Genomic DNA, 13,436 nt, shown 5'->3' on the forward strand with positions numbered 1-13,436 from the left:
GGGAATCAATTACAAAACTTGGTGAATTTATATTTAGAAACTACTGAAATTTCATTAAGAGACTAAGATTGTTAATGATAGTTTTAATTTAATATTAAAATCAATTACCATTTCGTATTACAATTTTAAACAAAAAAAGCCAGGAAATAATTCCTGACTTTGTATTGATATTTAATTCTAAAATTAAACAGTTTCTAGTGCATGATCAACCAAAACTCTCCATCCGAAAGGATCTTCTGTAAGGTTATTTTGTAAATCTACTAAATCATTTTTAAGGATTACTGCAAAACTTTCTTCGTCTGAAAGTCTAGGCAATTCAAGTTTTTCACCATTATATCCTAAAGCCTGGAAAACAGTTGTAACAACCGCAGTTCCTACTCCCCAAACTTCTTTCAAAGTTCCGTTTTTCTGAGCTTCCACAACATCTTTTACTTTAATAGGCTCTACTTTTATTTCAAAACCTCTTTTCTTAGCCAATTGAATGAAACTATCTCTTGTAACACCATCCAAAATTTTCTCAGAAGTAGGTGGCGTATAAATAGTATCGTTGATTCTTACGAAAACATTCATTGTTCCACTTTCTTCGAAATATTCGTGAGTAGCATCATCAGTCCAGATAATCTGATCATACCCTTCTTCCATTGCCAATTGAGTTGGGTAGAAAGAAGCAGCATAGTTTCCTGCAGCTTTAGCAGAACCAACACCACCACTTGCCGCTCTAGAATAATGATCTGAAATTTTTACAGACACAGGTTCTGTATAATACATTTTTGCCGGTGTAGCTACAATTGCAAACATATATTTATTAGCTACTCTTGCTTTTAAAGCTTCTTCAGTAGCGAAAATTAATGGTCTGATATATAAAGAATTACCTTCTCCTTGCGGAACCCATTCTCTATCAATATCGATTAAAGCTTTCAAACCATCCAAAAAGATTTCTTCTGTAACCTGAGGCATTGCCAAACGAGCTGCAGATTTATTGATACGCTCAAAATTCTTTTCTGGCCTGAAAAGGAAAACCTGTCCGTCTTTATCTTTGTAGGCTTTCATACCTTCAAAACAAGCTTGCCCATAATTCACTCCCATCATAGCAGGCGTAAACAATAATGGACCATAAGGAACCAATTTTACCTCGCCCCATTTTCCGTTCTCATACTCGCAGATAATCATGTGATCACTGAAAGTACCTCCAAAAGAAAAATTATTAGGATCGAAAGTAGAAATTCTAGAGTTTTCTGTTTTTTGAATTATCATTTCTTAAAATTTTTATGATGTTCTACAAATTTAACATAATTTTCCAAATATAAAAATTTTAGATTAAATTTGAAAAAAATTACTTTGGAAAGAGAAATAAAGACCACAAACGACGGTAGTAAAACACTGTTTATCAGTGAATTAAACGAAAACTACCACTCTCATCACGGAGCTCTTCAGGAAGCCGAACATGTATTTATTAAAAATGGATTAAACTTAATAAATGATTACGAAATTAACATTTTAGAACTCGGTTTTGGAACAGGTTTGAATGTTTTGGTAACAATTAATGAATATTTAAAAACTGACAAAAATCATATCATCAACTATTTTACCCTCGAAAAATATCCAATAAACGAGTCTGAAATTGAAAACTTAGCCTACTTTGAGCATTTTGATAACGTTGAATTAAAAAATATTTATCAAAAAATTCATCAATCTGAATGGGAAAAATCAGTAGAAATTATTCCAGGTTTTCATTTATATAAGATTCAATGCGATTTTTTTGATCTTAAAAACATTGATTTACCGAAAATTAACCTTGTCTATTACGATTGCTTCGGAGCAAGAGTGCAGCCAGATCTTTGGGAAATGCCTTTATTTGAAATGGTTTCTGATAAAATGAACGTAAACGGACTGTTAACAACCTACTCTTCTAAAGGAAGTGTAAGAAGGATTTTACAAGACCTTAATTTTAAAGTTGAAAAAAAACAAGGTCCTCCCGGAAAAAGAGAAATGATTAATGCCATAAAGTTATAGGCTGAAAGCTGGATGTTTGATGGTGGAAGTTTAACGTGAATTTAATCACAAATATCACCCCACTTCAAACTTCCAGCTTCCATCTTATCAATATTTTCCCTATTTTAGCTAAGCAAAATACTATCTATGATTGACAATATTAATATAAGAGTTTATGCATGCGTTGTAAAAGACAAAAAAGTTCTTACGCTTTTTGAAGAATATGCAGGTGAACCTTTAATGAAATTTCCCGGCGGTGGATTAGAATACGGAGAAGGATTGACAGATTGCCTGAAGCGTGAGTTTGAAGAAGAACTAAATGTAAATATAGAAATTGTAGAGCATCTTTATACCCAGGAAGATTTCTTGGTTTCCCGTTTCAAAGAAAACGAGCAGCTTCTTACTATATATTATATGGTAAACATAATTAATGAAGAAGATTTTATTATTCTTGATCCCTGCATTGAAAAAATAGACTGGATTTCTATTGACTCAACCGAGAATCCTTTTAGTCTGCCTATTGATAAAATCGTTTTCGATAAGCTGAAAGAAAAATTCCTGTAAATAATTTACAGGAATTTTTTATTTATCTAGATACTTTAAAATCTTTTGCTCCGGGATATGGTTGCAAATAACCGGAATTCCAATTGGACTGCAATAGCGATTCTAAAAACTCATCCGTTCTATTCTTGTGAGGATTGTAAGGCTCTTTCAAATCAATATCTGCCATTTTCCCTTTTACATTCCACCAAAATGCACTCCATCCGCCGCGCAATTCTCTAATGATTTCATAAACGTTTTTTCCGGTTGCTCTGTTCATTAATTTGGCAAAAACCTGACCTTCTGTTGTTGTTAAATCTCTCAACTGCTTTTCGTACTGATCAGCCAACATATTTTGTCTGTCTCTTACATATTTTCTTTTGGCTGCACTGTCAAGATTGTTCATTTCCCCCTGAATATCTCTGTATTGTTGCAATGCAGTTAAAAACAAAGGATAAACACGGTATAATTTTTTATTTAAAAAGAAGTAATAATTTTTATCGAGTTGATTATTAAATTTAGGCTTATTTAAAAGAACTAATTCATCCATCACCACGACAGTTTCACCGTTGATTTCGTAGAATTTAGCTTTTTGCCTTTCATCATAATAATATTTATTACCAAATTCATCGGTTTTCAATTGTTCCGGTGGATATTGACTGAGAGGCTTGATATTTATAGAATCTTTCTGCTGCCCAGAAACACCAATCACAAAAAACAGGAGAAAAAGGCAGGCAATTTTATGAAATTTCATTATTTTTACACGTATTATAACAAAATTTGACAACAAAAATCATTCCCTTTATATGAAATTCGAAAAGAAATCTTTGAAATTTTTAGAGAAATATTTAAACACTTCATCACCAACAGGTTATGAACATCACGGACAAAAAGTTTGGATGGATTATATCAGTCCATATGTAGACAAAGTAGAAGTTGACCATTACGGAACCGCATACGGAATCATCAATCCTGAAGCAGAATTCAAAGTAGTTATTGAAGCGCACGCCGACGAAATTTCATGGTATGTTAATTACATTACGGATGACGGATTAATTTATGTAATCAGAAACGGAGGTTCAGACCAAACTATAGCACCTTCTAAAGTTGTTCATATTCATGGTGAAAAAGGAATTGTAAAAGGAGTTTTCGGATGGCCTGCAATTCACACAAGAAGCGCCAATCAAAATGAACCCACTCCAAAAATCGACAATATTTTTATAGACTGTGGAGCAATCTCAAAACAAGAGGTTGAGGATTTAGGAATTTTTGTAGGATGTATGATTACATATCCTGATGAATTTTTTGAAATGAACGACCGTTATTTTGTTTGCAGAGCTTTAGATAACAGAATCGGCGGATTTATGATTGCGGAAGTTGCAAGGCTTTTAAAGGAAAATAAAAAACAAATTCCTTTCGGTTTATATATTACGAATTCGGTACAGGAAGAAGTTGGTCTTTACGGTGCAGATATGATTGCAGATACGATTAAACCTAATATCGCAATTGTTACAGATGTCACCCATGACACAACAACACCAATGATTGAAAAGAAAAAAGAAGGCGATCAAAAATGCGGCGATGGTCCGGTTGTATTTTTCGCTCCAAGTGTACATCACACGATTAGAGAATTAATCATTGATACCGCAAAAACTAAAAAAATACCTTTTCAAAGAGCAGCAGCAAGCAGAGCAACAGGCACAGATACAGATGCTTTCGCTCATTCTAACGGCGGTGTACCAAGTGCTTTGATTTCCTTACCTTTGCGCTACATGCATACAACAGTAGAAATGGTCTCTAAAGAAGATGTCGGAAATGTCATTCAGTTGATTTACGAAACACTTCTTAAGATAAAACCGGAAATGAAATTGAAATATCATTAAAAAAGAAGTTAGATATTAGATCTTAGAAGTTAGTTTAAAAACTAATGGTTGATTTCTAATATCTAACTTCTAATATATCTAATATCTAAGTAAAGTAAAAATGAAAACGAAGCTTATTGCTCCTTCCCTTTTATCTGCAGACTTTGGAAATCTGCAAAGAGACATTGAAATGCTGAACAATTCTCAAGCCGACTGGTTACATGTTGATGTAATGGACGGAAGATTTGTTCCTAATATTTCTTTCGGTTTTCCGGTGATGAAAACAATCCAACAACACGCAAAGAAATTTGTTGATGTACATTTGATGATTGTAGAACCTGAAAAATATGTTGAAGAATTTATCGATTACGGGGCAGATTTGGTTTCTGTACATTACGAAGCTTGTACACATCTTCATAGAACAATTAATTTAATCCAAAGCAAAGGTGCAAAAGCAGGAGTTGTATTAAATCCTTCTACTCCGGTTTTGATGTTGGAAGATATTATTTCTGATGTAGATTTGGTATTATTAATGAGTGTAAACCCAGGTTTTGGCGGACAAAAATTCATTGAAAACACTTACAAGAAAATTGCTGAGACTAAAGATCTTATTTTAAGCAATAATTCTACAGCGCTTATTCAGGTTGATGGTGGAGTAAATCTAGATAATGCATCTAAGTTATTTGAGGCGGGTGCCGATGTTTTAGTTGCCGGAAACGCAGTTTTCTCTACAGAAAATCCTGAAAGAACCATTGAGCTTTTAAAGGTTTAAGAATTCAAACTAAATACAAAAGGCTATTTCATAATAAATGAAACAGCCTTTTTTTTAAATTATATTGTGGTTATTTAATCAACTTGCTGAAAATTAAAACTTAAATCTCCACCATTATAATCCAGAGAAATATTGGTTGGAAAAACTTGAGAAGAGCCTCCTACCCATCGATATTCCCAAACTTTTATATTTCCCGCAGTAATTGGATAGACTGCATTACTGTTATCCGCTTTATTCCTTTTATACCAATCGTTAGAGTTCATCGTAATAACATATTTTTTGTCTTTTTCAAGCATCATTTCAGGAATACTTTTTACAACAACGGTATTGGCTGTAGCAACATTTACCATTTCAGTTCTTAACACCGTTTTTGTATCAAAATCCCAGATCGTTATTTTTAAATTCGGATTCAAATCAGGCAATTTTACGACCAAAGCATTTATTTTACCTTTTACATTTGGAGAAAATGTAAGACCAAATTCATAATTCCCAGAATTCACAAAATTAGATGTTGTTGTAAAACCTGCTAGATTATGATATTTATCTAAAGGATTTTCTTCATTATACACAATTGCAGCCGGCGGTTGATTATCATCTTCATCTTTACTGCAGCTCAAAGAAGAAAATACAATCATTAAAGGTAATATCATCAATACATTTTTTATTGATACATATTTTTTCTCAAAAAGGAAACTTAGATTTTTCATAATTTTTTATTTAAATATTATGAAGCAAATTTCAAAATAATACCTTTTTGAACTATCAGGAAAAACACTCTTTCTAACAGAGGCATTTACCTTAATAATGTACAAATAAAAAAAGGCAGTTTTATCAACTGCCTTTCTTCTCATTACATTGAGGAATTATATGGTTATTAGTTTTTCTCTTTTTTTGTTTCGATTTAGTGAAACCGATTACCTTTTTTTTAATGACATAAAGATGGTAAAATAAAAAACATCATCCTATCCGTAAAAACACTGAAATTTCAATAAATAAATCTTTATTTTAATTTTTAATTCAACCATATTAGACTTTTGATTATAATACTTTCAATCACCAAAAAGTTAATTAGATTTAATTTAAATAATATTTTTTATAAAAATCAAATTTTTAAATTATATTTTTTTAGGACGAAATGGCAGATAATTAATAAAAAAAATATTAGCACAAAAAAAATCCGGAATAATTTCCGGATTTTTTATTTATGGGATTTTAATTAAAAAATCTCTCTTCCTGAAAAATGAAATTGAGCTTCAATTAAAGCATTCTCGTTAGAGTCAGAACCATGCACAGCATTCTCTCCGATGCTTCTAGCAAACATTTTTCTGATAGTTCCTTCAGCTGCTTCAGCAGGATTTGTAGCACCGATTAAAGTTCTGAAATCTTCCACTGCATTATCTTTTTCTAAAACCGCAGCAACGATTGGACCTGAGCTCATAAAATCAACCAATTCTCCGTAAAAAGGTCTTTCTGCATGTACTTCGTAGAATTTTTTTGCATCAGCAACAGTAAGTTGAGTTAATTTCAAAGCTTTGATCTTAAAACCTCCTTCTGAAATCTTTCCTAAAATAGCTCCAATATGACCGTCAGCAACTGCATCTGGCTTAATCATTGTAAATGTAATGTTTGACATAACTGTATATTTTTTTTAATGGCGCAAAATTACAAAAAATATCCAAAATATAGTTTTAATTTAATTTTAACATAAAATAACTTTTATTAAGAAATTTTAAAATCATTTTTGGCACAGTAATTGTAATTACTAATTCGATTCTCATGTTTAATTTGAGTTTTCATGGTTATTAGTTTTTACCCAGCTTCGGCTGGGTTTTTTTATTCACAAAAAACAACCGAATTATTTGCAAAATTCACAATAACACAATCATTCACAATCATACATAATAATCTTTTGCTTCAAAATCAATCAAAGCAATAAATTAAACGTAGAAAATAAGATAAGAAATTACTTATATACGAGTGTTTTCTTCTGCCTCGTCCATAAGCTTGACATAGGTAGAATATCTTGTAGGTTGGATTTCACCAGTCTCTAAAGATTCTAGAACTGCACATTTTGGTTCATTCACATGCATGCAGTTGTGATATTTACACTCTTCCCTTTTTTTGAATATTTCAGGAAAGTAATGTTGTACTTCTTCTTTCTCAATATCAATCATGGCAAATTCACGTACACCTGGAGTATCGATAACGTTTCCGCCAAAATCCCAAAAATGCATCTGGGCAAAAGTTGTGGTATGTTTTCCTTTTAAATGAGTATCAGAAATTTCAGAAGTTCTTAAATTAAGATTTGGCTGCATTGCATTGACCAATGTAGATTTTCCGCAACCTGAGTGGCCAAAAAATACTGAAGTTTTATCTTTTAGTATTTCAACCAAATCATCCAAATTAAGTTTAGAATAAGAAGAAATCTCCAATGTTTCATATCCAATTTCGTTGTATAGAAATTCAATGTCTTTTACAATCTCAGATTCTTCTTCAGACAAAACGTCCATTTTGTTAAACAGAATAAGAGGTTTTATATTATAAGCTTCACAGCAAGCAAGAAACCGGTCAAGAAAACCTAGAGATGTTTCAGGATGCTTTAATGTAAAAATGAAACACGCCAAATCAATATTCGACGCAATAATATGTGCTTCTTTTGAAAGATTTACAGATTTTCGGATCAGATAATTTCTGCGTGGTTCTATTTTTGTGATCCAAGCAATATCATCCTGCTCCAGCTGAAATTCGACAAAATCACCAACAGCTAAGGGATTGGTAAGTCTGGTTTTTATTAATTTAAATTTTCCACGGATTCTCGCTTCAAAAATTTTTCCGGTTTCTGTTTCCAAAACCTGATACCAGCTTCCTGTAGATTTAATGATTTTTCCTTTCATACGATAACTGCAAAGATAAGGAATTAGGTTTTAGATAACAGGATTTAGTTTATATCAGATTTGCTTAAATATAAATTCTAAATCCTATCATCTTTTTTAAAACCAATTTATCTATTAATCATAATATTGTTTTGAACTTCAATAGATTCTTCGTGAATCGCTTTGAATACTTTTTCAATAAAATCCTGAGACATTCCTGTTTCTGTTGCTTTTTGTGCAGCATATTCAGTAATTACTTTCCAACGATCCGGCTGAAAAATAGCAATATCATTTTCCTTCTTCAACTTACCGATTTTTGCAGAAATTTTCATTCTTTGAGAAAGCAATTCGATTACTTGAAAATCCAGATCAGAAATTAAAGTTCTGTGTCTTCCCATTTCATCATCAAAACCAGCTAAACCTGTACTTCTAACTTTAAGATTAGAAATCATCTCACCCAAAACTTCAGGAGTAATCTGTTGCGAAGCATCGCTCCATGCTTCATCAGGGTTACAATGTGATTCAATAATAGCACCTTGGTAACCTACATTTAAGGCTTCCTGAGTAATTCCCGCTAATCCGGTACGATTTCCACAAATATGTGAAGGATCGATCAAAATTGGAATATTTGGAAACTGACTTTTGAAGTCTAAAGCAATCTGCCAGTTTGGATTATTTCTGTATTTAGTTTTTTGGTACGTAGAAAATCCTCTGTGAATCGCTCCCAGGTTTTTAATACCCTGTCCTAAAAGTCTTTCCAAAGCACCAATCCATAAAGCTAAATCAGGATTTACAGGATTTTTTACCAAAACTATTTTTTCAGTCCCTTTTAAAGCTTCCGCAATCTCCTGAACTGTGAAAGGATTTACTGTAGAACGTGCACCGATCCATAGAATATCAACATCTGCTTTCAACGCGGCATCTACGTGATGAGCATTGGCAACTTCTGTTGCAGTTTTGAAGCCATATTCTTCCTTTACTTTTTTTAGCCAGTTTAAACCAATCACACCAACTCCCTCAAAACCATTAGGTTTCGTTCTTGGCTTCCAGATTCCTGCACGGAAAATAGGAACTTGTGCATTAGTTTCTTTAATTCTTTTGGCAGTTTCCAGCATTTGCTGTTCGCTTTCTGCACTACAAGGTCCTGCGATAATGAGTGGCTGTTGGAACTGGTTAATCCAGTTGTTTTCCAAATCTCTTAAGTTCATATTGTTGTAAATTTATATTTTTAAATTAGAGTCAATAGTATATCTATTATAAAGTTTATTTATAATTCTTTCAAAAAAATGTCGTTCAAAAATTGTTGTGAAATCAGGAATCTAAAAGTGAGTCCTTATATTTTTTTAAGAAAGAAATTAATTAGCTATACCAATAAAATCGATAATAACTTCTAAAATTTCTATAATAAAAAGCGTCAAAAGAAAGATAGCTGCTTAAGAAATAAGCAGGTATAGTATTGATTTTTGTAGCAAAACCAGAGGTATATGGAATTTTAGAATGTTCCACTTTTATACTATAATTTATCTTTTGTTTTGTAAATATTTAGCAAATATATAAAAAATTATGACAAATCAAACTTCATTAAATCATCTAAATCTTTTAATAAAGGATTCATTTCCACAAATTTCTCAAAGATTTTCTTAGTTGTCATGATTTCTATCTTTAAATTCTCATGATCTTTTTTAAATTCGAAAACGATGGAGTGATTATTTACTTTATGTTTAAAATGATTGAAAAACTCAATGCTTATTTTGTCAAACTCCCCTTTGGCAGAATCTGATGGGTAAGAAATCTCAATGGTTTTTTCGTCAATTTTCGCCAGTTTAAAAGCTTTAATGGCATTAAAAACTACAGGATCTTTAGTGCGGAGAGTTTTTAAAAGTATCGTCCATTCTGTCTGAATATCCGTATCTGTGAAATGATGCTCTGGAAGATTTCCTGTATTTACAATCGCAGGTTTTTCTTTTTCATCAGCTTTTTCTTCTTTATTAAGAAAAGAATTAATGCTAAATCCGGAAGAAATATTTGGTTTTGATAAAGGCTTTAAAGGCTTAGTAACAGGTTGTGAAATTTGTTCTGGCTCAGTTGTTTTAACCTGAACTTGCACATCTTCTACTTTCTTTTCCTGAACTTGAGTCGGTAATTTTATTTCCTGTTTCTCGTTAAGAAACGGAGCCAGTATTAAGAACTTTTTTTTTTAGCTATTTCGCCAGTGGCTGAAAGAGACGATAATTGCATCAAAGCAATTTCTACAGTAAGTCTAGGATTTTTTGAATTCTTATAATTGATATCTGCGTGATTACAGATTTCAATTCCGTCGATGAGATTTTGAGGACTCCATTTTTGTCCCTGGTCAACAAATTTTATTTTAGTCTGCTCTCCTACTTCAATTAAATCTATTGTTGAAGAATTTTGAGCCATCATCAAATCGCGGAAATGGTTTCCAAGTCCGGCAATAAATAGATGCGGATCAAAACCTTTTTTTACAATTTCATTAAAAGCAAAAAGAATTTCCGGAATTTTATTTTCTTTAGCCAGATCAACAATTTTCAGATATTGATCGTAATCTAAAATATTGAGAACTTCAGCTGCCTTTGCAAGAGTAATATTTTTTTGAGAAAAAGTAGAAAGTCTGTCAAAAATTGAAAGCGCATCTCTTAATGCACCGTCTGCTTTTTGAGCAATCAAATACAATGCATCGTCTTCATACTTTACATTTTCTTTTTCTGCAATCCCTCTTAAATGACTCTGAATATCAAGAATTGTGATTCTCTTGAAATCATAAATCTGACAACGTGATAAAATTGTTGGAATAATTTTATGCTTTTCGGTTGTCGCCAAGATAAAAATAGCATGAGCAGGAGGCTCTTCTAGAGTTTTAAGAAAAGCATTAAATGCAGCTGAAGACAACATGTGAACCTCATCAATAATATACACTTTGTACTGACCAACCTGAGGTGCAAAACGCACCTGATCAATCAACTCACGAATATCATCAACAGAGTTATTGGATGCTGCATCGAGCTCATAAATATTATAAGCAAAACCATCTTCAGAGACAGATCCGTCTTTTTCGTTTATTTTTCTTGCCAGAATTCTGGCGCAAGTAGTTTTACCAACACCACGCGGTCCGCAAAACAATAATGCCTGCGCCAACTGGTTTTCTTCAATGGCGTGTTCTAAAGTATCTGTAATATGAGATTGCCCAACAACGGTGTCAAACTGTTGAGGACGGTATTTTCTTGCAGATACGATAAAATTTTCCATTGCCCAAAAGTAAGAAATATAGTTTTAATTTGAAAATTTTAGCTTTCAAATTTTAGAAAACTACGTTTTACATTTGGGCAAGAAATTATTATTTATTGTAAGCGAAGTCGATAATGTCTACCAATGCTTTTTCAATTTTCTTTCTTCCTTCCTCAGTCTTCATCTCTATTCCGCAGAAAGTAACTCCGTTGTGACCGGTATAAAGATTCAAATGGTAAATTCCGGCTACCAAAATTGCAGTAATCGCTCTGTATTCTTCTGCTTTATCTCCGAAATGAGGATCTGTAATATTCTTGAAAAGCTCTTCACCTACTTCTTCTCTCTGATCCAAAAGTTTTTTAAGAATAGGTCTGCTTTCAGACATTTCCCAAACTAAAATCTTTTGAAGCTCTTTATTTTTCTTCAGGTTTTCAAACTGGTTAAGAATTGCCAATTTAGACATTTCTCTTCCTCCATCAGACAAATCGACGTCTTCTCCTAACTCAAATTTACTCCAGTAATCCTGAGATCTGATGTATTCATCAATTAATTTGTCTGTACTTCCGAAATATTCATAGATCAGTTTTTTGTCAAAACCGGCAACAGCAGCAATCTTGCTTACCATTAATCCTGAATATCCTTTCGTTTTCAAAATCTTTCCTACTGCATTCAGTAGTTTTTGTTTTGTTTTTTCTTTGTCTCTAATAGGACCTTGTACAACTTTTCTGGGCATCGTTTCTATTTTTTGCTAAAAGCAATTATTTAATATTTAAAAATCTTACACAATATCTAATGTTTTATTTATAAAAGATTTATCAAGTCTATTCACAAATATACATCTCTTGAGTGAGAATTGTATAAGATATATTTTAATTAACTACGATTTTTTTCATCATCCGGTTTTGCAATGTAAAAAAAGGAAACAATTTATTTTATTCTTTAATTTTTTTTCAAATAAAGAGTGCAAAAATACTACATACAAATCAATTAATTATCATAAAAAAATAAGAAATATTTACACAAAATAAATTATGAGTAAAATATAATTAAAAATAAAAGCATTTAAAAATAACAATCACAATAAAGCTATTATATGATAAATGATATCATGAATTAAAATAATTCACCATTCTTAATTAAAATTACAATTTTTTTCAATATTAAATTAATAATTCATAAAAGATTTTAATATTTTTTTTCACTGCTTTCTCCGTACTGTTGCATGTTTGATGCCATCCTTGTTTTTTAAAATAATTTTTATTCATCAGCTCTATTTTTTGTAGCAAAATTTTATTTTCATCCATATTACAGATGTATCTTTGCAGTTCTATTCTAACTTTATTCAAAAAAAACAAGGGTATAATTATACTTAAATGAAAATCATTCCTATAAAAGAAGGTAATTTCATTGCCGACAGATCTAAAAATTTTAAAATTCTTGAAGAAAATCCGGAAGCTAAAGGAGTCAGAATGTCTATTCAGCCTTTTTTAATTATTACCGAAAATGATCATATTCTTATCGATACAGGTTTAGGCTGGAAAAACAAAGAAGGAAAGCCGATTATCAATGAAATTTTGCAAGAAAAAAATATTCATACCAGTCAAATCACAAAGGTTTTGCTTTCACATTTACATAAAGACCACATCAATGGAACTTTAGTGAAAACAGATTATGGATTTGAACCTAATTTTCCGAATGCTGAAATTTATATTCAAAAAAGAGAACTTGATTTTGCTTTTGAAAGCCGTGGAAATCCATCGTTTGATTTTGAAATTTTAGAAGCGCTTATTCAACAACCCAATATTATTTGGATGAATGATGATCAGGGAAAAATTAATGATGAAATTCATTATGAAGTTGTTGGTGGTCACAGTCCTTTCATGCAGATTTTCAAAATTACCGAGAATAATGAAACGACATTTTATGGCGCCGATAACCTCCCACAAGAGTCTTATTTAAAATATCATGTCGCTTACAAAAGTGATTTCGATGGTAAAAAAGCCATGCAACTTCGTTTAGAATGGCAAAAAGAAGCTATTGAAAATAAATGGAAAGTTCTTCTTTATCACGATCTTGAAAAAAGTATTTTACAGTTCTAAATTCCCACAAATAAAAACCTCCTGCAAAATAGATTTACAGGAGGTTTTTATG

The 13,436-nt window shown here is 31.7% G+C and carries 14 protein-coding genes; 5 read left to right on the top strand and 9 right to left on the bottom strand.

The genetic code is table 11. From position 1 onward, the window contains the following. Positions 1 to 183: 183 nt before the first annotated feature. Positions 184 to 1,254 (bottom strand): branched-chain amino acid aminotransferase, encoded by a 1,071-nt coding sequence (locus tag BUR17_RS03600; protein WP_074228864.1) that lies wholly within the window; start codon positions 1,252 to 1,254, stop codon positions 184 to 186. Between the two features lie 84 nt (positions 1,255 to 1,338). Here BUR17_RS03600 and mnmD point away from each other — a divergent pair, with 84 nt between their 5' ends. Next, the gene (gene mnmD, locus BUR17_RS03605) at positions 1,339 to 2,013 is read left to right on the top strand and encodes a tRNA (5-methylaminomethyl-2-thiouridine)(34)-methyltransferase MnmD (RefSeq protein ID WP_074230213.1); all 675 of its coding nucleotides are present in this window, start codon (positions 1,339 to 1,341) and stop codon (positions 2,011 to 2,013) included. Positions 2,014 to 2,139: 126 nt separating this feature from the next. After that, the gene (locus tag BUR17_RS03610) at positions 2,140 to 2,556 is read left to right on the top strand and encodes an NUDIX domain-containing protein (protein WP_074228866.1); all 417 of its coding nucleotides are present in this window, start codon (positions 2,140 to 2,142) and stop codon (positions 2,554 to 2,556) included. A 22-nt stretch (positions 2,557 to 2,578) separates the two neighbouring features. On the opposite strand, the gene BUR17_RS03615 is transcribed toward BUR17_RS03610, so the two are convergent. Continuing rightward, the gene (locus tag BUR17_RS03615; RefSeq protein ID WP_074228868.1) at positions 2,579 to 3,286 is read right to left on the bottom strand and encodes a DUF4294 domain-containing protein; all 708 of its coding nucleotides are present in this window, start codon (positions 3,284 to 3,286) and stop codon (positions 2,579 to 2,581) included. A 52-nt stretch (positions 3,287 to 3,338) separates the two neighbouring features. On the opposite strand from BUR17_RS03615, the gene chrP reads away from it, so the two are divergent. Continuing rightward, positions 3,339 to 4,415 (top strand): chryseobasin maturation metalloprotease ChrP, encoded by a 1,077-nt coding sequence (gene chrP, locus BUR17_RS03620; RefSeq protein ID WP_074228870.1) that lies wholly within the window; start codon positions 3,339 to 3,341, stop codon positions 4,413 to 4,415. 100 nt (positions 4,416 to 4,515) lie between these two features. Beyond that, a complete protein-coding gene (gene rpe / locus BUR17_RS03625) occupies positions 4,516 to 5,166 on the top strand; it encodes a ribulose-phosphate 3-epimerase (RefSeq protein ID WP_074228872.1) in 651 nt (216 codons plus the stop codon). Positions 5,167 to 5,240: 74 nt separating this feature from the next. Here the strand turns inward: rpe and BUR17_RS03630 are convergent, their stop codons facing one another. The 7 genes from BUR17_RS03630 to BUR17_RS03660 all read right to left on the bottom strand — a co-directional run bounded on the left by BUR17_RS03630 (position 5,241) and on the right by BUR17_RS03660 (position 12,018). Then, positions 5,241 to 5,873, bottom strand: coding sequence for a DUF4082 domain-containing protein (locus BUR17_RS03630; RefSeq protein ID WP_074228875.1), 633 nt, complete (start codon positions 5,871 to 5,873; stop codon positions 5,241 to 5,243). A 509-nt stretch (positions 5,874 to 6,382) separates the two neighbouring features. After that, positions 6,383 to 6,799: a nucleoside-diphosphate kinase gene (locus tag BUR17_RS03635; protein ID WP_074228878.1), complete on the bottom strand. Its 417-nt coding sequence runs from the start codon at positions 6,797 to 6,799 to the stop codon at positions 6,383 to 6,385. A 334-nt stretch (positions 6,800 to 7,133) separates the two neighbouring features. Then, entirely contained in the window at positions 7,134 to 8,060 is a 927-nt protein-coding gene (gene rsgA, locus BUR17_RS03640) for a ribosome small subunit-dependent GTPase A (RefSeq protein WP_074228880.1), read from the bottom strand. Positions 8,061 to 8,167: 107 nt separating this feature from the next. Next, positions 8,168 to 9,247, bottom strand: coding sequence for a chorismate mutase (locus BUR17_RS03645; protein WP_074228882.1), 1,080 nt, complete (start codon positions 9,245 to 9,247; stop codon positions 8,168 to 8,170). Between the two features lie 353 nt (positions 9,248 to 9,600). Beyond that, on the bottom strand, positions 9,601 to 10,146 hold the full coding sequence (locus BUR17_RS20955; RefSeq protein WP_228418608.1) for a hypothetical protein: 546 nt from the start codon (positions 10,144 to 10,146) through the stop codon (positions 9,601 to 9,603). A gap of 74 nt (positions 10,147 to 10,220) precedes the next feature. Next, positions 10,221 to 11,306 (bottom strand): DNA polymerase III subunit gamma/tau, encoded by a 1,086-nt coding sequence (gene dnaX / locus BUR17_RS03655; protein WP_074228884.1) that lies wholly within the window; start codon positions 11,304 to 11,306, stop codon positions 10,221 to 10,223. Between the two features lie 88 nt (positions 11,307 to 11,394). Further along, complete coding sequence (locus BUR17_RS03660; protein WP_074228886.1) at positions 11,395 to 12,018, bottom strand: TetR/AcrR family transcriptional regulator; 624 nt, start codon at positions 12,016 to 12,018, stop codon at positions 11,395 to 11,397. A gap of 640 nt (positions 12,019 to 12,658) precedes the next feature. On the opposite strand from BUR17_RS03660, the gene BUR17_RS03665 reads away from it, so the two are divergent. Next, on the top strand, positions 12,659 to 13,384 hold the full coding sequence (locus BUR17_RS03665; protein WP_074228888.1) for an MBL fold metallo-hydrolase: 726 nt from the start codon (positions 12,659 to 12,661) through the stop codon (positions 13,382 to 13,384). Positions 13,385 to 13,436: the final 52 nt, after the last annotated feature.

This window comes from Chryseobacterium scophthalmum (assembly GCF_900143185.1).
In the GTDB taxonomy this organism is placed as follows: domain Bacteria; phylum Bacteroidota; class Bacteroidia; order Flavobacteriales; family Weeksellaceae; genus Chryseobacterium; species Chryseobacterium scophthalmum.